The 24976-nt window shown below is 31.7% G+C and carries 22 protein-coding genes; 3 read left to right on the top strand and 19 right to left on the bottom strand.

Features of this window, described 5'->3' with window-relative positions:
• Window positions 1-10: 10 nt before the first annotated feature.
• The 7 genes from ACVC3Y_RS14875 to ACVC3Y_RS14845 form a co-directional block, all read right to left on the bottom strand.
• On the bottom strand, window positions 11-1429 hold the full coding sequence (locus ACVC3Y_RS14875) for an efflux transporter outer membrane subunit (RefSeq protein WP_303421151.1): 1419 nt from the start codon (window positions 1427-1429) through the stop codon (window positions 11-13).
• A 4-nt stretch (window positions 1430-1433) separates the two neighbouring features.
• The gene (locus ACVC3Y_RS14870) at window positions 1434-4571 is read right to left on the bottom strand and encodes an efflux RND transporter permease subunit (protein WP_303421152.1); all 3138 of its coding nucleotides are present in this window, start codon (window positions 4569-4571) and stop codon (window positions 1434-1436) included.
• A gap of 22 nt (window positions 4572-4593) precedes the next feature.
• Complete coding sequence (locus ACVC3Y_RS14865) at window positions 4594-5724, bottom strand: efflux RND transporter periplasmic adaptor subunit (RefSeq protein ID WP_452227316.1); 1131 nt, start codon at window positions 5722-5724, stop codon at window positions 4594-4596.
• 13 nt (window positions 5725-5737) lie between these two features.
• Window positions 5738-6241, bottom strand: coding sequence for a GbsR/MarR family transcriptional regulator (locus tag ACVC3Y_RS14860; protein ID WP_303421156.1), 504 nt, complete (start codon window positions 6239-6241; stop codon window positions 5738-5740).
• 169 nt (window positions 6242-6410) lie between these two features.
• The gene (gene pheS / locus ACVC3Y_RS14855) at window positions 6411-7430 is read right to left on the bottom strand and encodes a phenylalanine--tRNA ligase subunit alpha (protein WP_303421158.1); all 1020 of its coding nucleotides are present in this window, start codon (window positions 7428-7430) and stop codon (window positions 6411-6413) included.
• 32 nt (window positions 7431-7462) lie between these two features.
• Window positions 7463-7882 (bottom strand): lipocalin family protein, encoded by a 420-nt coding sequence (locus ACVC3Y_RS14850; protein ID WP_452227315.1) that lies wholly within the window; start codon window positions 7880-7882, stop codon window positions 7463-7465.
• Between the two features lie 5 nt (window positions 7883-7887).
• Window positions 7888-8244, bottom strand: coding sequence for a hypothetical protein (locus ACVC3Y_RS14845; protein WP_303421163.1), 357 nt, complete (start codon window positions 8242-8244; stop codon window positions 7888-7890).
• An 85-nt stretch (window positions 8245-8329) separates the two neighbouring features.
• Here ACVC3Y_RS14845 and ACVC3Y_RS14840 point away from each other — a divergent pair, with 85 nt between their 5' ends.
• A complete protein-coding gene (locus ACVC3Y_RS14840) occupies window positions 8330-8848 on the top strand; it encodes a CvpA family protein (protein ID WP_452227314.1) in 519 nt (172 codons plus the stop codon).
• Here the strand turns inward: ACVC3Y_RS14840 and ACVC3Y_RS14835 are convergent.
• From ACVC3Y_RS14835 to ACVC3Y_RS14820, 4 genes are read right to left on the bottom strand one after another with little or no spacing between them, the layout of a single operon-like run.
• Window positions 8845-11028, bottom strand: coding sequence for a PepSY domain-containing protein (locus ACVC3Y_RS14835; RefSeq protein ID WP_452227313.1), 2184 nt, complete (start codon window positions 11026-11028; stop codon window positions 8845-8847). The genes ACVC3Y_RS14840 and ACVC3Y_RS14835 overlap by 4 nt on opposite strands.
• Window positions 11029-11050: 22 nt before the next feature.
• Window positions 11051-11533, bottom strand: a complete 483-nt coding sequence (locus ACVC3Y_RS14830; protein ID WP_452227312.1) for a DUF2271 domain-containing protein — start codon at window positions 11531-11533, stop codon at window positions 11051-11053.
• Window positions 11534-11541: 8 nt separating this feature from the next.
• Window positions 11542-13020 (bottom strand): ankyrin repeat domain-containing protein, encoded by a 1479-nt coding sequence (locus ACVC3Y_RS14825; RefSeq protein WP_452227311.1) that lies wholly within the window; start codon window positions 13018-13020, stop codon window positions 11542-11544.
• A gap of 1 nt (window position 13021) precedes the next feature.
• Entirely contained in the window at window positions 13022-13927 is a 906-nt protein-coding gene (locus ACVC3Y_RS14820) for a DUF6607 family protein (protein ID WP_452227310.1), read from the bottom strand.
• A 104-nt stretch (window positions 13928-14031) separates the two neighbouring features.
• Between ACVC3Y_RS14820 and ACVC3Y_RS14815 the strand changes: the two genes are divergently transcribed.
• Both ACVC3Y_RS14815 and ACVC3Y_RS14810 read left to right on the top strand, forming a co-directional pair.
• Window positions 14032-16176, top strand: coding sequence for a TonB-dependent receptor plug domain-containing protein (locus ACVC3Y_RS14815; protein ID WP_452227309.1), 2145 nt, complete (start codon window positions 14032-14034; stop codon window positions 16174-16176).
• A gap of 11 nt (window positions 16177-16187) precedes the next feature.
• Window positions 16188-17372, top strand: coding sequence for an HmuY family protein (locus ACVC3Y_RS14810; protein ID WP_452227308.1), 1185 nt, complete (start codon window positions 16188-16190; stop codon window positions 17370-17372).
• 91 nt (window positions 17373-17463) lie between these two features.
• Here the strand turns inward: ACVC3Y_RS14810 and ACVC3Y_RS14805 are convergent, their stop codons facing one another.
• The 8 genes from ACVC3Y_RS14805 to ACVC3Y_RS14770 all read right to left on the bottom strand — a co-directional run bounded on the left by ACVC3Y_RS14805 (window position 17464) and on the right by ACVC3Y_RS14770 (window position 24975).
• Window positions 17464-18090: a carbonic anhydrase gene (locus ACVC3Y_RS14805; protein WP_303421179.1), complete on the bottom strand. Its 627-nt coding sequence runs from the start codon at window positions 18088-18090 to the stop codon at window positions 17464-17466.
• A 20-nt stretch (window positions 18091-18110) separates the two neighbouring features.
• Window positions 18111-19973, bottom strand: a complete 1863-nt coding sequence (locus ACVC3Y_RS14800) for a SulP family inorganic anion transporter (RefSeq protein WP_303421181.1) — start codon at window positions 19971-19973, stop codon at window positions 18111-18113.
• 68 nt (window positions 19974-20041) lie between these two features.
• Window positions 20042-20710 (bottom strand): DUF2490 domain-containing protein, encoded by a 669-nt coding sequence (locus ACVC3Y_RS14795; protein ID WP_452227307.1) that lies wholly within the window; start codon window positions 20708-20710, stop codon window positions 20042-20044.
• Window positions 20711-20730: 20 nt separating this feature from the next.
• Window positions 20731-21357, bottom strand: a complete 627-nt coding sequence (locus tag ACVC3Y_RS14790) for a carbonic anhydrase family protein (RefSeq protein WP_303421185.1) — start codon at window positions 21355-21357, stop codon at window positions 20731-20733.
• Between the two features lie 36 nt (window positions 21358-21393).
• Entirely contained in the window at window positions 21394-22182 is a 789-nt protein-coding gene (locus ACVC3Y_RS14785; protein WP_452227306.1) for a universal stress protein, read from the bottom strand.
• A 6-nt stretch (window positions 22183-22188) separates the two neighbouring features.
• Window positions 22189-23781, bottom strand: a complete 1593-nt coding sequence (locus tag ACVC3Y_RS14780; RefSeq protein WP_452227305.1) for a SulP family inorganic anion transporter — start codon at window positions 23779-23781, stop codon at window positions 22189-22191.
• 91 nt (window positions 23782-23872) lie between these two features.
• Entirely contained in the window at window positions 23873-24154 is a 282-nt protein-coding gene (locus tag ACVC3Y_RS14775; protein ID WP_452227304.1) for a hypothetical protein, read from the bottom strand.
• A gap of 62 nt (window positions 24155-24216) precedes the next feature.
• Entirely contained in the window at window positions 24217-24975 is a 759-nt protein-coding gene (locus ACVC3Y_RS14770; protein WP_303421192.1) for a tetratricopeptide repeat protein, read from the bottom strand.
• Window position 24976: the final 1 nt, after the last annotated feature.

Below are 24976 nucleotides of genomic sequence, written 5' to 3'. Positions count from 1 at the left end.
TTAATTTATTTTATCTCCATCCACCACCAAGTGCTTCATACAAATCTACAATAGACACTAATTGCTGTAATTGACTATCTATAATATTAAGTTCTGCACTTAAAGCGCTTTGTCTTGCTGTTAATAAATCTAAATAGTTAGCATATCCATTTTTAAGTAGTTCTTCCGAGTTTGCTTCGGCAGTACGCAAAGCTTCCACTTCATTTTTTCGAAATACAAACTTTTTAGTTTCGGCTTCATAAGAAAATAATGCATTAGACACTTCGTTTCCTGCAACTAATAATGTCTTTTTAAACTGAAGCAAAGCTTGTTCCTGTTGTGCAATTGCAACTTCTTTTTGTGTTTTAAGTGCTCTTTGATTTAGAATGGGTTGTGTTAATCCTCCTACAACCGTTGCAAATAAAGAGTTAACATTAAGTAACTTATCCAACTCTAGACTTTGTAATCCACCAGAAGCTGTTAATGTTAACGAAGGATATAAGTTACTATTTGCTACATTAGTTAACTCAAAAGATTGTATTAAACCATATTCGGCAGCCATTACATCTGGTCTATTACTAAGTAATACTGCTGGCAAACCAAGTGTAATATCTTGATCTATTTTTTGAATATCTAAACGGCTTCTTTCATAATTTTGTGGCCCTTTACCTAGTAGAATACTTAAAGTGTTTTCTGTTGTAAAAATAGCAGTTTCAATATCCACTTGTAATGCTCTAGCACTATTATATTGCGCTATGTTTTGATCTACAGCAACTTGCGTTACTTGACCTGCTTCTTTTAATGCTTTAATAGTGGCTACACCGCTTTCTCTTGTTGCAATGGTTTGCTTTGTTATTTCTAACTGTGCATCTAATGCTAATAAACTATAATAGGTATTAGCAATACTTGAAATTAATTGTGTTTTTACTAATTGATGTCCTGCTACACTTTGTAAGTAAGCCGCTTGTGTTGCTCTTTTATTACTACGTACTTTCCCCCAAAGATCTGCTTCCCAAGATAGGTTTGCTGTAATATCGTAGGTATCTGTTCCTCCACTAAATAAAGATCCAAATTGACTATTTTCTGAAAACTCTTGACGTGTATAGTTTGGCCCAGCACTTAAAGTTGGTAAATAACCTGCTTTCCCTTGTTTTGCATATGCTTCAGCAGCTATTATTTGCTGAAGTGCAATTCGAACATCCATATTATTCTGTAAACCTTCTTCAATATACTGTTGAAGGTATTGGTCTGTAAACAAGTTTCTCCAGGACACATCTGCAATAGAAATACTGTCTGTTGGTAAATTATCGGTTCTATAAAGCGCTTCCGTTTCGGTATTCAATTCTGGTCTCACGTAATCTTGAGCTACAAAACAGCTTTGAAGTGTTAACACAACAACTAATAATAAAGCACCTGTACTAAAATTTTTATGGTTTATAATGGTTTTCATCGTTTTATTCTTCAATAGTTTGTACTGCTGGTTTACTAGAAATTTTTTCTTGTAACCACTGAAATAGTATAAATAAAATAGGAATTACAAAAACTCCTAAAAGTGTTCCAATTAACATGCCTCCTGCTGCTCCTGTACCAATGGAGTTGTTTCCTTCAGAACCAACACCTTTTGCTAATACTAATGGCATTAAACCTAGAATAAAGGCAAACGATGTCATTAAAATTGGACGTAAACGGGATTTTGCTCCATGGATTGCAGCATCTACAATGCTCTCCCCATTTTTTCTTCGCTGCAAAGCAAACTCAACAATAAGTATGGCATTTTTAGCTAACAGACCAATAAGCATGATTAAAGCAATTTGGAAATAAATGTTGTTTTCTAACCCGAAAAACTTTGTACTTATATAGGCTCCAAATACACCAAATGGCAAGGATAAAACCACTGCAAATGGGAGTAAGTAACTTTCGTATTGTGCACTTAATAAGAAATACACAAATAGAATACTTAAAATAAAGATAAAGGTCGTTTGGCTTCCTGCATTTACCTCTTCACGTGTTAAACCAGAATAAGCAACGGTATAATTACTTGGTAGTTTTGCTACTTCTTCTTCAATAACTCGAATCGCATCCCCTGTACTGTAACCATCATTTGTTGCTCCTGTTATGCTTGTTGAATTAAATAAGTTGAAACGCGTTACCGATTGCGGACCATACACACGTTTTAAAGTTACAAACTGTGTAATCGGTGTCATTTCGCCACTATCGGTTCTTACATACATGCTGTTTAACGCACTTTTATCTGCTCTATCTTCTGGTAATGCTTGAATATATACTCTAAATTGTTTTCCAAATCTTGAAAAATCCGAAGCATAAATCCCTCCAATATATCCTTGTAAAGTTGAAAAAATACTAGTTACCGAAACTCCTTTTTCTTTTGCTAATGGTACATTAACTTCCATTTCGTATTGTGGATAATTTGTACTAAAAGAAGAGGTTGCGTATTTAATTTCTGGATGACTCATTAAAGCCATAGAGAATTCTTTATTCGCTTTGTCTAAATCGGCAAACTCGCCACCAAATTTATCTAATAGATTAATTTCGAAACCTGAAGCATTTCCAAAACCACGTATACTTGGTGGTGAAAAAAATATAATTTTGGCTTCTGGAATAGTAGCTGCAATACCAAATAACTTACCCGTTAAAGCTTGTACAGAAAGTGAGGGGTCTTCACGTTCGCTCCAATCTTCCAATTTAATAATACCAAAACCATAATTACTACCAGCTCCAGAAATTAAACTTCTACCTTTAATAAAATTAACACCTACAATACCTTCTAGTCCTTCAATTTTATTATATAAATCTTTAGATACCGCATTGGTTCTATCTAATGAAGCTCCTGGTGGTAATTCAATATTTGCAAAAATAATTCCTCTATCTTCATTAGGTACAAAACCTGTTGGTGTTGTTGTAGACGCCCAGTAAATTCCAACTCCGGCAATAATTAATAATAATACCGAAACAAATTTTCTTTTGTATAAAAACTGAAGTGATTTACCGTAACGCTCGACTGTAGCATTAAATCCACGATTGAATAACGTATAAAAGCGTTTTAACGGGCTCTTACCTTTTAGTTCTTCATCTTCTTTATGTTCTTTTAATAATAGAGCACATAATGCTGGACTTAATGTTAAAGCATTTACTGCCGAAATTAGAATTGCAATAATTAAAGTAACGCCAAACTGTTCATAAAAAACTCCCGTTGGACCAGTTACAAAAGTCACCGGAATAAATACGGCCGCCATAACTAAAGTAATCGAGATGATGGCTCCAGAAATCTCATTCATGGCTGTTAGTGTTGCTTTTTTAGGATTGTGTTCCCCTTCGTCCATTTTAGCATGCACAGCTTCCACAACCACAATAGCATCATCTACCACAATACCAATAGCGAGTACTAACGCAAATAGTGTTAAAAGATTAATAGAATATCCAAAAACATTCAAGAAAAAGAAAGTACCAATAATAGAAACAGGCACTGCAATTGCCGGAATTAAGGTCGAACGGAAATCTTGCAAGAAGATAAATACAACTAAAAACACCAGTAAGAAGGCTTCTAATAACGTGCTTATTACTTTCTCAATAGAAGCATTTAAAAATAAACTCGTATCGTATGGCACAAAAATATCTAAACCTTCTGGAAGATCTACTTTTACCTGCTCTAAAGTTATCTTTATGTTTTCAATAATCTCTTGTGCATTTGAACCTTTCGTTTGAAAAATCCCCATAAACACTGCAGGATTACCTAAACTCATTGCATTAGATGCGTAAGACTGTGCATCTAACTCAATAGTAGCGATATCCTTTAAGCGTAAAAACTCACCGTTCCCTAAAGCTTTAATAACAATGTCACTATATTGACTTTCATTTTTAAAACGACCGCTATAGGTTAATGTATATGAAAAAGACTCTCCATTATTTTGCCCTAAAGAACCCGCTGCAGCTTCTAAATTTTGTTCTGCTAAAGCTGCCGAAACATCGGAAGGAATTAAGTTATATGCTGCTAATTTTTCTGGATTTAACCAAATACGCATGGCATAATCTTGTTGTGAGAATAAACTAACATCACCAACACCACTAATACGCTGCATAGCAGGAATAACGTTAATATTTAAGTAATTCTGAATAAAAGTAGCGTCGTAATTATCGCTTTCCGAATACATGGCAATAAACATTAATGCACTGGTTTCTTGCTTTTGTGTTACAACTCCCGTTTGCGTTACTTCTGTTGGCAATAATGGCGCAGCTCTTGCTACACGGTTTTGTACATTTACAGCTGCAATATCTGCATCCATTTCTTGGTCAAAATAAACTGTAATTTCTGCTGTACCTGTATTAGAAGCAGTAGAGGTAATGTACGTCATTCCTTCTACACCATTAATTTGCTCTTCGATAGGAATGATAACACTTTCTAAAACGGTTTCTGCGTTTGCTCCTGTATAATTTGCGGTCACCTTAATAGTTGGTGGTGCAATATCTGGATACTCCTCTATAGGTAAACTAGTGATACTGATAACACCTAGCATAACTATTATAATAGAGATTACTGTTGAAAGCACTGGTCTTTCAATAAATGTTTTTAACATGATTAAATATGTTTGTGGTTAACTAGTTTTTAAATAAAGTGGCTATAGGTTTAATAGCTTCATCAAAAGAGGTTTCTTGAGGAGAAATTTCCATTCCGTTTTTTAATTTACCAACACCAGATATTACAATTTTATCGTTAGCTGTTAAACCAGATTCTACAACGTATAGGTTATCTACTGTTCCTTTTATTTTTATAATGGAAGTGGCAATTTTATTATCTTCTACTAGTTTAAAAATCATAATATTTCCTTGTTGTTCAAAAGTAGCAGATTGTGGTACAACAATAGCATCTTTATACTCAATAGGAAGTCTAATTTTTCCGCTGTTTCCGTTGGTTAAAATTTCGTTAGGATTATTAAAAGCAGCTCTAATTTGAATGGTTCCTGTACTTTGATTTATTTGTCCTGTACTGGTTTGAATGCGTCCTTTTTCAGAATAAATTTTACCATTAGCTAAAACCAGGCTTAGGTCTGGCGAGTTTTTAATACGCTCTGCTTTATTTTGACCTTCTGATCTTTGTAAATGGTCTATGTATTGTGCTTCATTAAAACTAAAAAAGGCGTATACTTGATCTATTTCGCTAACCGTTGTTAAAGCTGTTGCATCGCTTGGGCTAATTAAAGCGCCTTCTCTAAAGTTTATAGACCCTACATAACCATCTATTGGACTTTTAATAGTGGCATAACCAATATTTGCAGAAACACCACTTAAAGCAGCCTTTGCTTGTGCTAAATTTGCTTTAGCAGTTTCTAATTGCACAGGGCTAATTATATTTTTTTCGACAAGTGGAATCAATTTATCTACCTCCACTTGTGCAACATTAACTTGTGCTTTTGCTGCACCAGCATCTTGACTTAAAGATTGTGTTTCTAATTTAAATAAGACTTGTCCTTTGCGTACTTTTTGACCCTCGTCTACATATACTTTTTCGATATATCCAGATGTTTTCGCTCTTACATCAATGTTTACAATACCCTCTATAGTTGCTGGATAATCGGTAAATCCTGTAACCGTTTTCACTTCTAATTGAGATACTGGAAAAGGTGTAGGCGGAGTCTCGGCTGCTGATGGTTTTTGTTCTGCATTTCCACAGCTTACAATAACTAAGAATAAACCTAGTGTTAGTATGGTATATAAATTATTTTTTTTCATTTTGGATAGGACTTTAAATATGGAATTTCTTGTTTATTAATTTTTCTCTCAATTCTTTAACTGAAACTGTAGCTTCATCTACAAACTTGACGTAATCGTTATGAAAAGTTAAATCAAACTTCTCATCGTTATTGTCAATTTTTATTTCGTTTTGTATTTCTTTATAAGCTTTAATTTCTAAATGGATAGCACGTTCTTCATCCCAATGACTTATCATTCTATCAACATGTTGAATAATGGTGTTTTTATTGATTATAAAGTACTTTTTACGATCACCTGTTTTGGTGAAGTATTCAATTTTATTTAAATCTTGTAAATGATTTAGATGTGTTGAAATAGTACTTTTACTAGCACAAAGGGCAGTTACCATATCTTCAAAAGTAGCACCTCTTTTACCAGTTAGAATAATATAGGATAGAATGCGTGAAGCAACAGGAGCCAACTGTTCTCTTCCTTCCAAGTGCACTCCTAGTTTTTCTACTAGATTCATTTTTTCTTGACAGAGATTTTTCTTCATTTTTAAAAATTTTGATACTGTCTTTTAGGGATAAAAAACCCATTACAGTAAAATACGCTGCAAAGATACATTGTTAGTTCGGAACAAACCGAACTAATCGAAGTTAAATAATTGTTAAATAAAAAAGCCGACTGTTAACAGTCGGCTTAAAAGATATATTGTATTGTAATTACAATGCGGATTTAAACTGTTCTAGGAAGCGTATATCGTTTTCGCTAAGCAATCTAATATCACTAATTTGATTAAGTAGCATAGCTATTCTGTCGATTCCCATTCCGAAAGCGAAACCAGAATATTCTTTAGAATCTATACCACAGTTTTCTAAAACATTAGGGTCTACCATACCACAACCCATAATTTCTAACCAACCTGTACCTTTGGTAATTTTATAATCCGTTTCTGTCTCAAGTCCCCAATATACATCAACTTCTGCACTTGGTTCTGTAAACGGAAAATAGGATGGGCGTAAACGGATCTTAGATTTACCGAACATTTCTGTTGTAAAATATTGTAGTGTTTGTTTTAAGTCTGCAAAACTTACATCTTTATCTATATATAAACCTTCTACTTGATGGAAGAAACAGTGGGAACGAGCAGAAATAGCTTCGTTTCTAAATACTCTTCCAGGAGATATGGTTCGAATTGGTGGTTTATTGTTTTCCATATAACGTACTTGTACAGAACTTGTGTGCGTACGTAGTAAAATATCTGGATCTGTTTGAATGAAGAACGTATCTTGCATATCACGAGCTGGGTGATATTCTGGCAAATTTAATGCCGTAAAGTTGTGCCAATCGTCTTCAATTTCTGGACCTTCACTTACATTAAAACCAATTCGAGAAAAAATATCGATAATTTGATTTTTAACAATAGATATTGGGTGACGTGCCCCTATTTCTATTGGCTCACCTGGACGGGATAAATCGTCATAAACACCTTTATCTTCTTCTTTACTTTCTAACTCTTCTCTTAAGGAGTTTACTTTGTCTTCAGCAGTTTGCTTTAATTTATTAATGGTTTGACCAAATTCTTTTTTTTGGTCGTTTGCTACATTTTTAAACTCTGCAAAATACTGTTTTAATAACCCTTTAGATCCTAGGTATTTTATTCTGTAAGCTTCAACCTCATCTTTGGTTTGTGCATTAAATGCTTCGGCTTCTGCTATAAGTTCTTTTATCTTGTCTATCATGATATCGTTAAAATGATTGCAAATTTAGTGAATTAAGATTTTATAAACACAAATTGAATGTGAATACCTTCTGGTTCATTTTGAGATGCTGGTATAAATGCGTTAAGATACAGGTAGGTATCATCATAATCCATATCAAATACAATATCATCATCTGTTAATTGAACTGTATTATAGTCTATTTGTTCCCAAGTACCTTCGGCTGGAGGAATAGGAACACAATTAATAAATTCATCTGCAAGAGCATAGGCGACCCAAGCATAAGTATTATCTTCATAAAAAGAAATATTTTCTAAATGACCACATTCTCCCCAATTTCCATGTAAACCATTATAGGTTATTTGTTGTATAATCCAGTTACCTACTATAGTGTTTTCATTATTATTTGAAGAGTCACTGCTACATGATATTAATATAAAACAAAAGCTAAAAAAGAGTATTATATTTTTCATGCAAATTATTTAATAAACTGGGTTTCTACAAAATAGTTTACAATGGCTTCTTTCATTAAAATACTTTGTTCTCCTGCCTTTAAATGTGGTAGTTCTTCAATGGTTTTATAATGAGGCCAGCCTTCTTCGTCTACAAAATCGAATTCGTAATAACCATAAGGTGTTAAAACTCTACATATAGCAATATGCATAAGGTCTAGTTTTTGGTCTTTTTTAAAAGTTCGGTTTAATTGCCCAAGCTCCTGCAAGCCAATTAAATATATAATTGCGTCTAAGTCTAAGGTGTCTCCATCTGCAAATTGATTGGATAGTTTTTCTACTACCAAATCCCAACGTTCTTTTAATTCTTGATCTCTTGACATTTATTTGGTATAAAGTTTAAAAGTTTGAAAGTTTGAAAGTTTGAAAGTTGTAAAGTTAGTTTATATTTGTTAAAATTATAATATTATGGCAGTAATTGATATTGTTTTAGGTGCTTTACTTTTATTTGGATTAGTTAGAGGTTTTATGAAAGGTCTTTTTGTAGAAGTCGCATCTCTTGTTGCATTAATAGCTGGGGTTTATGGAGCGATTCATTTTAGTGGTTTTGCTGCTACGTTTTTAGAAAGTAGAGTAGGATGGGAAGAGAAATACGTTAATATTCTTGCTTTTGCTATTACATTTTTCGTGATTATATTAGTAATATCACTTGCGGGAAAAGCATTAACTAAACTGGCAGATTTTGCTGCTTTAGGTATTATAAACAAGCTTTTAGGTGGTGTTTTTGGCGCTCTTAAGATAGGATTAATTTTAAGTATTCTACTTGTGGTTTTTAGCAGAATGAATAACACGATCCCTTTTGTTGGCGAAGAAGATTTAAAGGAATCTGTTTTATACGAACCCGTAAAATCTATTGCGCCTTTACTTTTTCCTACTATTATTAAAGCAGAAGAAAAAGAGAACGAGACTCCAGATGCTGAGGTTTAGTAACAATCTGTTTTTATTTGATTTACAAAATCTGTAATTGGTAGATTTAGCTGTTCTGTAGTTATTGTATTTAAAACCTCTAAAACATCCTTTTGCATCGCTAAAGAACCACAGATCATAATAATGGCATTGTTTTTTAAACTCTGCGAAACAAACAAAGCATCTCTTTTTAGAAAATCTTGCACATAATATTTAGGTATTTCTTGTGAAAATGCAAGATGTAATTTGCTTAATTTTTTTTCACTTAAATACGCTTGTATAGCTTTTTCATACAAGTAAAACGAAGTCTCTTTTCTTACGCCATAATACAAATGTGTTTCTAGTTTCTTATTGTTTTGGTCTAGCATTCCTAGAAAAGGAGCTATTCCTGTTCCATTAGCAATTAAAAGTACTTTAGATGCATTTTTAGGAAAATGAAAACCTGTATTTTTAATGATTCTAGCTTTAAAAGAACTGTTTGTATTTACGCTATTTAAAAAACCAGAACCTAATCCGTTTTCATGTAATTTCACACTTAATTGCACCTCATTATTTACTTTACCAATAGAATACAAACGCTCTCTATAATTGTTTTCTGGGTAGATTGCTAGTAAATCTCCAGAAGCAAATTTCTTGGTATTTACTTTCAGGCGAATTAAAAAAGTCTGATCTGGCTGTATTGCTACATTCGTTTTTTCTAAAACGCTAAGCTTCACATTTTGTTTTGGTTGTATTGCTAATTTTTCTTTTAAAATTTTAATAGGAAGCTTTCGTTTTCTATTCCAAAGATTTACCCATTCTTCAAAAGCGGTTAGCGATTTATCATGAATACTAAAAACTGGAAGTTCTTGTTGCATCTGAAGCAGTAATGCTGCATCTACATCTATAGCAAATTGGCAAAAATCAGGATAAGCTAAAGAGCCAAAACCAACCACCGAAAAAGTGATCTTTTGTTCTTGCTTTATGGTTTGTAAACGTTCTAAAAATCTATTCGCGTTAGTTGGTGCTTCACCTTCACCATACGTAGCAGTCATTACAACAATATGTGCTGCTTTTTTAAAAGCAGTATACTTATTAAGCTCTGTTATGTAAACGGTTTCCCCTGCTTTTAATAATTGCTCTTGCAATTGGTTAGCGAAAGGTAAGGTGTTTCCGTTTTCTGAACCAACTAAAATAATATACTTTGCATCGTCTTTTTTATACTTGTTTTTCAGTGTTGTTTTTCTTCGTTTTAGCGTCATTGCAAAACCAGAATAGATAAAAAACAAAATATTTAAGGTTGCTATAGCTAAAATAACAGACCAAAGCACACTTCCTTTTCCGGTATGTAAAAACATGCTTAGATTAGAAAAAACAGTCACTAAAGGATAATCTATTTCACTTAAAACTTCTCCTGTAAATTGGTTTACAACCATTTCTTTGTCTTTAAGTGAAATGGTAAAATAGTCTTCTACGTCTTTAGAAAAAGGGAACTCTATGGTTTTAACTTCGGGAAGTTTTGTGTTTTTAAAAACAGGGAAATTAGAAATACTTTGTTTAGGTGCTTCCGAAAGATTTTCAAAATCTACAGAATGATTTAGATGTTGTTTTGGAAGTACATTGAATTTTTCGGCAGATAAATAAACTCCAGTAATTGTAATAATCAAGATAGGAATTAAAGTCAGTCTTCCTAAAACGACATGCCAATATTGATAAAAATTTTCATTAATAATTGCAGAAAAAATCTTTTGTAAACCACCTTGTCTTTTTAGAATTAAAACCGTTCCTGAAACTGCAATTAGAAAGAGCAAAAACGAAGACAAACCAACAAAAAAGCGACCAATACTTTTTAAAAATAACGATCTATGAAAATTAGTTACCCATTTAAAAAAGGGAGAAACCTCTATTTTATCTCCTAGAAATGCAGCCGTTTTTGGGTTAATGTATCCATTTAAACTTTCTCCATCATTTGTTATAACAGAAGCTAAAACAAAGGCATTAGCATCTACTTGAAGATCTAATACTTCGGGATACTTTTCTTTTAAAAGCCCTAAGGTTTCTGCAACAGTAACGCTTTCAAAATCGGAAATTTTGTACGGTTGCACCTGTTCTGATATAGGTTGAAATGCTAAGATAATTCCTGTAATAGAAGCTAGTAAAATAAAAATAAAAGAAGATACAGCTAAAGTAAGGTGGCTGTATCTCCATATAGAAATAGTCATGTTTATTCCTTTTTTAAAGCTTTTAATTAGGCATCATACGCACATAACGTATAAATCCTGTACCTTCTTTTTTGCTTTTTACATTTTCAGAAGTAAGTTCAAATTCTACATCTTTGCTGTAGTATTCTTGGTCTTCCACAGCAGTTTCAAAACGAATACTGTAACCAGCATCTATTTTAGCATCTTCAATAGCTATCACATTAATACTTCGTGCTCCTCCTGCAATAGTTGCTCCAGTAATAGCATCAATATTAGATCGTTTTTTTCCGTAGAATTTCCACCATTCTGAAATATCGTGATACCACTCATCATCATCTCCTTGCACATATAGTGTTTTTTCGTATGCACCTTCCGGATTGATTAGTGAAATAACAACGTAAGCATTCTCACCAGAGTAATTTATCATTTGAATCATACATTTATAAGAGGTAGACTCTGTTATTGTTGTAAAAGATAGCGTTGCAATAGCTAAAAAACAAAGTGCTATTATGGATTTAAGTTTCATATGTTATACTATTTTAAAAAATCTAAATGTATTTTTTTTGCTTTTAAAATTTCGTTTTCTACTGCTAAATCATGAGCTGTTTCGCCAAAATCTGTAGTAGCATCTTTTTTTGCTCCTATAGAAATTAAATATTCTAAAATCGCTGTGTTTTTGGCTTGTAAAGCAGCTACATGTAAAGGCGTGTTTCCTTCTTTATTTTTAGCATTAACATCTACATCAAATTGCTTTATTAATTTTAATAAATCTAGATTGTTTTTTGTTAAAGCTAAATGGTATAAAGTGTTTCCGTTTTGCTGTGTTTTTGCAATATCTAAACCATTTTCTGCTAAAACATCTAACTTTTGCTTAAAAACGTCTTCTTTTTTAGTAGAATAAGAATCTATTAAATAAGGAATTAAATTGTTTTTATTAGCATCTAAAACAGTAACATCTGCTTTGTTTTCAATTAAAAAACGAACCACTTCTGGTGTATTATGTGCAACTGCTAATGTTAAAGCAGATGCTCCTTTTTTGTTTACTTGGTTTATAGCTTTTACCTGTTGAAAAAGTAGTGTAACTATTTCTATATTATTTCTACTTGCTGCATTTAAAAAAGGAGTGTTTCTGTTAGCATCCATTGCATTTACATCTAATCCTCTTTCTAAAAAATATTGAACAACTGCTACATCTTTACTTTTTGCAGCTACAATATGCAAAGGTGTTTCTTTTTTTATGGAAGCATTTTTGGGGTTTAAACCGACACTTTCTAAATAGGTATAAAAATCGACAGTATTTGTTTTTCCTCTAGTTGCTTGTGCTGCAAAAATAAAAGCATTAGCATTTCCTGTAACGCCTTTTTTTAACAATTGATTTAACAATGCTACATTTCCTGTTTTTGCAACATAATTAAACACACCATTACCATCTGCATCTACACTTTTTAAATCTAATCCTTTGGAAGTGAAGTAATTTATAAGCGTAAAATCATTATCGTAAGGTGCAGATAATAGCAATGCATTAGCGCCTTTTGGAGTTATATCTGTTTGTAGGTTGGCACCATTAGCAAGACACAGGTCATATACTTTGGTGTTTTGTTGTCCTGTTCCTGCTGCAAAATTTAAAATAGTATTTCCTTTATCGTCTTTGATATCTGTTTTTGCTCCTTTGCTTAACAGGTATTCCATAAATGCTACATTACCTTTATATGCAGCCCAAAAGATATAGGTTCTACCATCATGTGTTAACTTGTTGACGGCATTTCCTTTTTTAGATTGAATATATTTTAAAGACTCTAAAGAAGCTTCTTCTAAAATAGCATATACAACAGCATCAAAATTATTACTATTGGCTGCTGCTATATTATTTCCTTCAATAATTTTAGCATCTATACTTTCGATACTAGGATTCGTTTTCCAAAAATCACGACTTAAAAATACATTGTCTTGTGCAAAACTAAATGTGCAACAGAAAATGGTTACTACGATTATTATTTTATTTAAATACTTCATTTTATTTTTTTACAAAAGATTCAATTAAGGGGTTAATTTCTTCAGCTGTTTGGTATTTTTCTTTATCAAATAAGTACTTAAACAGTACCTTATTATCTACTTTTTCTTCTAAAACTAAATCTTTATTTCTAGCAAAAACTTCCTCCCATTTTGTTCTAACTAAAGCCCATTTTGCTTCATTTTTTTTCCAATATTCTTGTGCTGCACTACATTTGCTATCTTCCACTCTCTTATACACATTATGTCCTTTTTCTTCTGCAATCAGCTCATAAACACCTTCTTCACTAAGTATTTTTTCATTGTCTTGATCATGAATCCATCCTGTAGCTATAATTTCATGTCTGTTTGTTCTACCTGTAACATTATAATCACTACGCTTTGTGTATTCACGTCTTGGTAAAGGTGCATTAGTTGTGTTTTCCCAATAGTGTTTTCCGTCAACATGTACCCAAGTTGCAGAACCTTCGTAACGCGGACTATCATCTACCTGAAATACCTTTTGAGACCATTGTCCTTTAACTTGTTTTTTATCTAATTTTGTGTATTTCCACTGGTTATTTCTAAAATATGCATATAAATCGGTGTTTTCATATTCCCAATCTTGCCTCCAATGTTTTATTATATATGGCTTTTCTTTAGAACCAACAATAAGCAAGTGCTGCATGGAGATTTTATCTTTAGTATCTTCTACCAATTGCACCCATTCTAATCCTTTATCGTGTTTTGTTTTAGAAGCAACGTATGTAGAATCTTCTGAATATTGAAATGTTTCTGCAAAATTGAAGCTTACCTCATAACAACCACACATAGCTTTAATGGCTTTTTGATCTTGTTCTTTTTTGTTTTGTGCTTTTGTTGTGTTTATAAAAGCAAAAATTACGGTTACTAATACTAGTAAATGTTTCATTTTAAAAAGGTTAAATTTTGATATTAAAAAAAATTAAAAAAACACTATTCTTATTTAGATTGAATTAAAATAAGATTCTATATTTGCAGCAAATATAAAATAGAATGAGTCTAAATAAAAATAAAATATGCATTTATTTTTTATTTTTTTTGAGTTACACGATTAGTGCTCAAGAGAAAGAAAGAGACACTACTAGTATTGAAAAATTAGACGAAGTAGTTATCCTAGGAGAAAGCAATGTCATGTCTGTAAGTAAGAAATTATTTACCGTTGGAACTATTAAAAGAAAAGACATTGAAAATGTTGCAGGAAACAATTTAGCAGATGTTTTACAAAACAATTTAAACATAACAATCAACCCAGATGCCTCAGATGGGCGTTCTACCATAAGCTTATTTGGTTTAGATGGTCAGTATGTAAAAATTTTAGTAGATGGTATTCCAATTATTAGTGATAATGGTGTAGGAAACAACATTGATATTACACAACTAAATATAGATGACGTAGAACGTATAGAGGTTGTAGAAGGTTCTATGGGCGTATTATATGGTGATAATGCTGTTGCAGGAGTTGTTAATATAATTACCAAAAGAGGTTTAAAAGATAGCGGATGGCAACTGCAATTATCACTGCAAGAAGAAACCGTAGGAAACGAGTTTGAATTATTTGATAAAGGAAGACATATTCAAAACATTAGAGCTACCAACCAAGTAAATGAAAAACTATCCTATTCTATTGGAGCTTCAAGAAATGATTTTGCTGGTTTTTACAATGGTTATCAAGGAGAAAACTATGTAAATATTGAAGATGGAGTAGTTGTAAACGATAGTTTACGAGGCACCGAATGGAATCCTAAAGAACAAATTACTGTATCTGGAAACATGAATGTAAACCTTGGAAAACACAATATATTTTACAAGCTTCAATATTTTAATGAAGACTTAGATATATACAATAGAGCTGTTAATGGTAGATATGAAAACGGTGTGCTTAACCCAACTGCTGTAGATCAAAATTACCAAACAGATAGATGGGTAAATAACGTAAATGTTTCTGGGCCATTACATGGAGCTACCAACTATAATTTTTCGTTTTCTTATCAAAATCAAAAAAGAAACTATAAAGAATATGTATATAACATATTAGAAGAGCGAACACAGTCTTTGAATACAGACACGGTAAGCCAATCTAGTGAAGTTTGGTATTCTAAAGCGTTTGTAAATAACATTATACGAAAGTCTGATTTTTTCGACCTTCAACTAGGTTACGAGTTTACCAATCAAAAAGGTTTTGATGCTATTGCTACAGGAAATTATTCTAGCGATGTAGTAGAAAACACAATTACGAATTACGAATTATTTGGCATTACAGAGTTTCAACTTTTAAAAAAAGTATCTATTCATCCTGGCATTCGTTTTACACATAGTTCGCAATTTAACAACCACCTTATTTGGTCCTTATCTTCAACTTATGACTTTACAGAAAAGCTAAAACTAAAATCAGTGGTTGGTTCTGCCTATAGAGCACCAAATTTCGAAGAACTTTTTTACTCTTTTGTAGATACAAACCACAACATACAAGGGAATCCAGATTTACAACCAGAAGATGGTATTTCTGTTTTCACCAACTTAAAAAACAATTATAGAATTGCTAAAGAAGGATTTTTAAACCAGAAAATCACATTCTTTTATATAGATCTTAAAGATGCTATAGCTAGTATAACTACAGAAGATGAGGATGGTAGAACTCTATTTACGCAAGCAAATATAGATTACAGCAAACGATTAGGTTTCAATTTAGAAAACAATTTTATCTATAACAACTGGAATATTGGTTTAGGTGCTACGTATTTAGGAGTAACTAGTACAATTAATGAATCTATAGAAAATGATTCCGATTATTTATGGAGCTTAAATGTTCAAGCATCTTTAGGGTATTCCATAGAAAAATGGAATACTACCCTTAATAGTCAATTAAAACATACAGGTAAAACACAAGGCGTATTTACAGATACAAATGGCGAATTATTTATTGGCGAAACCGATGCATTTACCTGGTTAAACGCCTCGATAAGAACAGATATTACACCAAGAATAAACGCAACATTAGGAGCTAGAAACCTATTAGATGTTGTAAACATAAATACAAATGCTTCAGCTGGAGCACATACTGCAGCAACATCAAGTTCAAGACTAATTGGTAATGGACGATCTTATTTTTTAAAACTATCCTATAATTTAAATTTTTAAAACTAATAATTATGACAAACAAATTTTTAACACTGATATTAATGGCTGCCACTGTACTTATTACAAGTTGTAGTAGTGATGACAACGGTGAAAACACAGAAGTAACTACACCACCTTCTACTGGAGGAATTATAGATCCTGATGTAGGTGGATTTAATCAACCAAACCGTGTTTTTGTAGACTTAAGTACAGGTAACCAAGTAGCTGTAACTCGTGATGCATGGGAAATAGCTGTTTATAACGGTTCGGATAACAGAGTATTTCTTAACAATACCTTATTAGTATCTGCTGCAGAACTAGATGGTATTACGGATATAACAGCGGTTACAGAAACAACAGTGTTAACCTCTCCACTAACTTTAAACGCATTAGACCAAACTTTTACGCCAACAACAGTAACTGTAAATACTGTTGCTGAATTAATAGAAGGTTTACCAGTAAATTACTACCAATATGGCGATTTAGATGCAGGTATTGCTTTTACAGATAGTAAAGAAGGGGAATTATCTGGTACTGCATTTGATGAAATATCAACAACAGATAGTGAGAACAATGTATATATTGTAAACTTAGGAAACGAAATACCAACAACAAATAGTGGTACCATAAATACTACTGGAGACGCTAGAGGATATCTAAAAGTTAGAGTATTAACAAATGGTAATACATACACCATTCAGTATGCTGCATTAAGTAATACAACAGATTATTCTGAACTTACTGTAACTAAAGATAGCAACTATAATCTAACTTATATAAGCTTAACAGATGAACAAGTTGCTACTTTAGAGCCAACTTCTTCGAATTGGGATATTGACTTTGGTGGTGTGTTTTCTTATTACGGTCTACAAGGTACTTTAGCAGCAGGTTTGACGTATTCGGATTACACGTTACACAATACTCTTGGTGGTGTTGGTTTATATCAAATCACTGTTGAAGATGATACCACTCCAAGTTACACTAACTTTAGCTATGCAGATATTACCGAAGCAAGTTTTGTTTATAATGATCGTGCTTTAGTAGGAAGTAGCTGGAGAAGTGTTGACTTTATGACAGGAGAAACCTCTGTAACAGAAGGCAGATACTACATTGTAAAAGATACTGACAATAATTACTACAAATTAAGATTTACAGCTGTAGAAAGCGAAAATGGAGAAAGAGGTTATCCGCAATTTCAATATGAATTATTGCAGTAAAAAATCATTAATATTTTATAATATTAGTCTATTATAATAACTAAAAAGCCACTCTTAAAAGAGTGGCTTTTATTTATAGTTATGCTTATAATTAATCTAAATGATAGATTTCTCTAATATCATTTAAGATACTTTCAAAATCTATTTTTAAATCGATCAGTTTTCCTGTGTGAATATCAAATACCCAACCATGTACCACTAAACCTCTTCCGCGAGCTGCTTTTTGAACAGCTGCAGTTTTAATAAGATTTACACATTGCTCTTGTACATTTAATTCTACTAAACGTTCATACTTTTTCTCTTCATTTTCAATAACATTTAATTCTTCGTTATGAATACGATATACGTCACGAATATTTCGCAACCAAGGATTTAACAAACCTAAATCTTCAGATTGCATAGCAGCTTTTACTCCTCCACAACCGTAATGTCCACAAACAACAACATGATTTACTTTTAAATGTGCTACGGCATATTCTACTACAGACATCGCGTTTAAATCGGTACCAATTACCATATTAGCAATGTTACGGTGTACAAAAACATCTCCAGGGCCTAATCCCATTAATTCTTCGGCGGTAACTCTACTGTCACTACAACCAATAAATAACAATTCTGGGTTTTGCCCTTCGCCTAACTTATCAAAGTATTTGCTATCTTCTTGAAGCTTGTATTTAATCCAATCCTTATTATTTTCAAATACTTTTTTTAAGTTCATAACATATTTTTTAGAATATATTAATATTCATCTTTTATATTTTCTTTAATCCATTTGGTACAAGACTTAAAATTATTAAAAATATGTTCATTGGGAATAAAATCTGGGATGATATCAATACGTTCCATCATATATCTTGGTTGTTTTAAAAGTCCAACAAAGAGTACTTCAACATCTTTCTTTTTTAGATCTAGAAGCATATCTTCCATAGCATATAAACCAGATTGATCCATATATTGCATACGGCCTAAACGTAGAATAACAGTTTTTGCTGTTTCAGGAATTTGCTCTGTTAATGCTTGAAAATCGCTAGTAGAACCAAAAAACAAAGGGCCTTTAATGTGTTTAATAAACACTTCTTCTTTTAGGTTTTCAGGAAAACCACTTTCATCTGCCCATGATTCTTCTTTTAAAGATTTTACATCCGAACGTTCTGCAGTTAAATCTCCAATTTTTTTCATAAACATTAAAGATGCGATTACAAGTCCTATTCCAACAGCATAAATTAAATCCCAAAAAGTAGAAAGTAATAATACAATAAGCATAATTAAAACTTCTGAACTTAATTTTATTGGACCAAACTTAATATCTCTTGGTAAGCTTGGTATTGCTTTAAGTCCTTTATAATCCATAACACCAATACCAACTGTTATTAAAATACCAGCTAATACTGCTGCAGGGATTTTAGATGCTACTGGAGCTAAAACTAACATAATGAGTAATAACATAATACCAGCAATCATACCAGATAATTTTGTTTTACCACCAGCATTAATATTTACAACAGTTCTAATAGTAGCACCTGCTCCAGGTATACCTCCAAATAAAGCAGCAATACTATTACCAATACCTTGACCTATTAGTTCTTTATTAGGTTTGTGTTTGGTTTTTGTCATATTATCTGCAACGACACTTGTTAACAAAGAATCAATTGCGCCTAAAAGAGATAAAGTAAGCGCTGTAAAAATATAAGGTGTAATACTACCTAAATTAAAACTAGTAAACATTTCTAGTCTTGGAATTGGAATACCTCCTGGTATTTCTGAAATAGGTCTGTAGCCTAAATTAAAGCCGTAAGCGATTCCAGACATTACAATTAAGGCTACCAATGTACTAGGTATTGCCGTTGTTATTCGTTTAAAACCATAAATAATAAGTATGGTTCCTAAAGCCAAAATAAGTTCTAACCAATTAATGTTTTTTAAAGCTCTTGGTAAAACTTTAATTGCTCCAACAGTTCCAGAAGCTTCTTTAGCTGCTAGTGTTTGCGATTCGTTTAAAATCTGTTCTGGAGTAATTTGGTGTGCACGATCTATTGTTTCTTTAAAATCTTCCAGAACTAAAATACCTTCTCCAGCTTCATCTTTTAAAATGTTTTCTAGAATAACTTCTTCTGCTTGCGGTTTAAATTGTTCTACAAATGCTGTGTCTTCTTTTGGGTAGTAACCAATGGATGGTAAAATTTGCGTTAGCAAAATAATAACTCCAATAGCTGTCATAAATCCAGAAACAACTGGATATGGTATATATCTTATGTACTTACCTAAACCTAAAAAACCAAGACCTATTTGCATGACTCCTGCTAATAAGAATACGGTTAAAATTGCAGGTAGTGCTTTTTCTACACTACCATCATTTGCGGCTACAATTCCAGCAATAATAACCATACTAACGGCTGTCATAGGTGCTGTAGGTCCAGAGATTTGTGTAGATGTACCACCAAAAAGTGCAGCAAAAAAACTAATAAAAATTGCTCCATATAGACCAGCTTCTGGCCCTAATCCTGAAGAAACACCAAAAGCTAGTGCTAAAGGTAAAGCTACAATACCTGCAGTAATACCACCAAAAGCATCGCCTTTAATGTTTGAAAATAAATTTTTCATATTTAATAGTTTTAGTTTGTTTGTTCTACAAAATACCTTTTTTCTACTGACTTTAAAAGGAATTTATATTAGAAGTTAACAAATGCTATTAAATTTATTTGGTCACGTCCTGAGTTTTCAAAAAACTGATTCATATAACCTAATTCTAATTTTAAGTTTTCAGAAAACTTATATCCTAAACCACCATATACTCGATTTCTATCGAAAACATCTGATTCTGTATTAAGAAAGACTTCATTATAAGCGGAGAGGTATAAAGGATTTTTACCTTCTTCTTTATTTTGAAGCGGATAATTAAATCCTAAAAAGTATCGGACTCTCATTTTAAAATCGTCTTCAACAAAACGTTGTTCGAAACGATAACGATGGTTTAATTTTAGCTTTCCTATATTTTGTTTAGATGTAAACTGTTGAAAAATTCGATGTTCATTCACAGTGACTTTTTCGTCGGTTTCTCCAATATAGTTTTCAGATAAAATATAACCATATCCTAAAAGGATGTTATTCTTACTTTCGTTAAAAGTATATCCTAAACCAGTTCTTAGTAATAGTTGTTCTAAATCACCTATAGCATCATAATTTCTATATTGCACTTCGTGATGAATATTCCATGTATTGTTTAATTTTTTGTTTCCAATATAAATTAACCAATTCCCTAAATTACTCTCTTGACTTGAAGCAACAAAAGGCAACACCAATACAAATATTAGTGTTGCCATAAAAGTTTTCTTTTTCATAAAAGCCTTTACTGGTTTTATTAATAAAAGTTTACTGCACCAGTATTAATATCATACATTGCTCCAACGATTTTAATTTCACCGTTTTTTTCCATTTCTGTAAGTATTGGACTTTCGGCGTGTATTCTATCGATAGTTAATTCTACATTTTTCTTAGATACTTCATCTACAAATGCTAAATTTTTAGAATTTCTTAAGCTTTCATCTTTAGGTTCTGTAACCGCTTTAACTGCTGGATCAATTTTTTCAATTAGTTTCGTAAGGTTCCCCATTTTTGCATGGTCGCATGCTCCTTTTACTGCACCACAACTCGTATGACCTAAAACTACAATTAATTTAGTTCCTGCTAGTTTACATGCAAATTCCATGCTTCCTAGAATATCTTCGTTTACAAAGTTACCTGCAATACGTACACTAAAAACATCTCCTAATCCTTGGTCGAAAACAAGTTCTGCAGAAACTCTTGAATCTATACAGCTTAAAATGGTTGCAAATGGAAATTGCCCTTCACTAGTGTCGTTAACTTGTTCTAAAAGATTACGATTGGCTTTTAAATTATCTTGAAATCTTTGATTTCCTTCTTTTAAATATTGTAATGACTTATCTGGAGTCATTGTAGACTGTGTTTCTTTTGTATGTGCTTTCATGTGTGTTTTGTTTTTATTTATTAAAATAATATTTATTTATGCTTCGGAAACTAATAATGAAACATTTAACTTATTCACCACTTCTTTTAATGGTGTTTTCGTTTCGTTTTCAGCTCTATCTACACATAATAAATTAATGTTGTTTTTAAGTAGGTAGGAAGATAGTGTAGTCATGGAATTGGCATTTTTGTCAAAGACATATTCTACCATTTTTTCTTCGTTTAAACTTAAAACATCTGATTGTTCTTTTTGACTATTAAGGATTCTAAAAGATTTTACCGGTGTTTTGGTATGTGTAATTAAATCTTTAGTAAACTCTGTTTCAAAAACTTTATTAGAAGTGTTTAAAACTCCTAATGTCATTTTTTCGTTTGGCTCTAACGCGTTTTCGTTAGAAGCAATCATAATAATGCCTTTAAATTTTTTTAATATAAATCGCGTAATACTATCTCCAATAAGTTTAAAAGGGGTTGTATCTCGTTGCCCTAAAACTATAATATCTGGATTATACGATTTTATTTGCTTTTGGATTTCTTCTTTTATTTTTCCGAAGGCATAATTGCTTTTAATGTTTACATTATACTCTTTAGAAAAACGATTAACTAAAGCATCCATATTCTTTTTGGTATTATTATGCTCTTCATTTAAAGTTCTCATTGCAGTAAATTGGTTATCTCTATCTACAATGTCAATGTGTTTTTTAACATGAAATAATGCTATTTCGGCATCTATCATTTTTGCTAAACTCACACTACTTTTTAAGGTTGTACTAACCGATTTCTTTAAGTCTGAAAGTACTAATATTTTATATTTATTATTTTTCATAGTATACTAACTTAAACTTAAATTTGATTTAGGTCTTAATTGAAAAAACTCAATAAAACTAGGTGGATTTTCAACAACGCCACGTTTTGAAATTAATTTAATATCGATGTTTCTTTCCTTTGCTTTAAAAGCAAAATCTTCAAGAATCTCAATAATATCATAATCTAGATATCTTGTTTTTCTAACATCAAACTCTAAATAAGTATCTCTTGGCAAACTGTCTAGTTCTTTTAAAATAGCTCCTTTATTAAAGAAGGTTACTTCTTCAGCAAGCTCCATTTTAATTTTATGTTTCCCATTACTATTATCTTCAATATGAAGAAAGTGAGAGTTTTGGTAACTTTTTAATAGTATAACAACAATACCAACAGCTAAACCTAAACCAATACCTACTAATAAGTCTGTAAATACAATTCCTATAACCGTTACAAAAAATGGAACAGATTGTTTCCAACCTAGTTTGTACATCTTCATAAATAAAGACGGTTTTGCTAGTTTATAACCTACTATTAATAAGATTGCTGCTAAAACAGATAAAGGAATTTTATTAAGTAATGTAGGTATTAATACTACAGAAATTAATAATAAAAAACCGTGAATAATGGTCGATAATTTACTTTTTCCACCAGATTGAATATTAGCAGAACTTCTAACAATTACTTGAGTTACTGGAAGACCTCCAACTAATCCAGATAATATATTTCCTGCACCTTGCGCTAATAATTCTCTGTTTGTAGGTGTTACGTTTTTGTTTGGATCTAATTTATCTGACGCCTCTACACATAATAATGTTTCTAAACTTGCCACTAAAGCAATTGTGAAAGCTATAACCCAGACTTCTGGGTTTGTTATTGCAGAAAAGTTAGGAAAACTAAATTGACCAATAAAAGAATCAAAATCGTCTGGAACAGGTACACTTACTAAGTGTGATTTTGAAATAGCTAATGTCTCATTAGATTGTGTTAATATGTAAAAAATAATTCCTACTACAACTGCTACTAATGGTCCTTGAATAATTTGAAAAAACTTTCCTTTTTTAGCTAAAACGTTACTCCATAATAAAAGAATACCTAATGCTATAAATCCAGCTACCATTGAGCCTAGTATCAAGTTATCAAAAATATTCCAGATTGCTGAAAAAGTGTTTTCTCCTGATGTTTCTAAAAAACTATCAGCTCCTTCAGGTTCTGCATCATAACCAAAAAAGTGAGGTATTTGTTTTAAAATAATTATAATACCAATTCCTGTAAGCATTCCTTTAATTACAGATGAAGGAAAATAATAACCAATAATTCCGGCTTTTAAAAAGCCAAAAATCAATTGAATAACACCTCCTAAAACAACAGCTACTAAAAAGTTTTCATAACCTCCTAAAGTACCTATTGCAGTTAATACAATTGCTGCAAGTCCTGCAGCAGGACCACTTACTCCAATTTTAGAACCACTTAAAGCTCCTACTACAATTCCTCCTATAATTCCTGCTATAACTCCTGAAAAAAGTGGTGCTCCACTTGCTAATGCAATACCTAAACATAAAGGTAAAGCAACAAAAAATACAACGACACTTGCAGGCAAGTCGTTTTTTAATGTTTTAAACATATAAACTGATTTTTTACTATTGATTCTTTATTTTATCAATAGTTATTTTTAATATTTTCTTGGGGACAATAAATGTCTAACGAATAAAATATTAAATAAAATCGGGGGGTGGAGAAATAATATTTCTATGTGGATTTACGTAGTTTTTAAAGAAATAATCTAAATCATTACTTTTAAATAAATCGCAAAATGGGTGGAATTCATTATCAATTTCAGAAAAAACTAATTGGAAATTATTGTTTTCTTCCTCTTCAGAAAGACTATAAAAAACAGACACATCTATAGAACTATCCATTGCTATAATTATAGATGGCGTAGTAATTATTGCCATAAATAATACAGTAAAAAATATAGAAATGTTTCTTTTTAGCATCCTTTAAATGAAATGAAGCTGCAAATATATAACTATAGAATTGTTTTAATGTTAAGGAAAATTTAAATTTCGCTTAAAGCTTTAATATCTTCATTAGAAATCCAACCTATTTTACCATCGGTAAGTTTAATTTTTTTCCAATTATTTACAGTATCTAGAATTAAAACTTTAGTTCCTTCGTGTAATCTAAAAGATTCTTCGCTTCTTAAATTTGGTTCGCTTTTTACTAATGCTTCTTGCGAAAACACAATTGCTGGATTGTTATTTTTGTCTATATCGAATTTATGAAATGCAAAAAACAGCATAATAAAACTTAAAAACAAAAAACTGGAACTACCAATAAAAGCCAGTCTTTTTCTTCCTGTAGAATAACTAAAATAATACCATAAAGACATAAGCACAAATAATACCATTGCAGCAACAGAAAGGTAAGCCCAAGCGTCAAAACTAAACGCATTGGTTAGATTTTTAAAAAGTTTAGAAAAACCAACCTCTGGAACCACATCTATTGCATCTACCGTCATATTTCTTGCAAAAGCGATATTGTTTTGTATTTCTTTATCGTTTGGCGAAAGCTGCAATGCTTTTTCAAAATAGTAAATACTTGGTGCTATATTATTTAATTTATAATGTGCATTACCAAGATTAAAATATAAGGACGCAGCATGTTTTTTGGTGTCTAAAATGGATTCGTACTTAGTGATTGCTTCCGTAAATTTCCCTTCGTTATACAATGCATTTCCTTCTTCAAAAAGCGTATTGTTTTGTGCTACTGATATTGTAGATAGTATACAGGTTAGTATGTAAATTATCTTTTTCATA

This window comes from Lacinutrix cladophorae (assembly GCF_053604645.1).
Note: the sequence above shows the minus strand (reverse complement) of the source record. Positions and strands in the feature narration are given on the sequence as shown.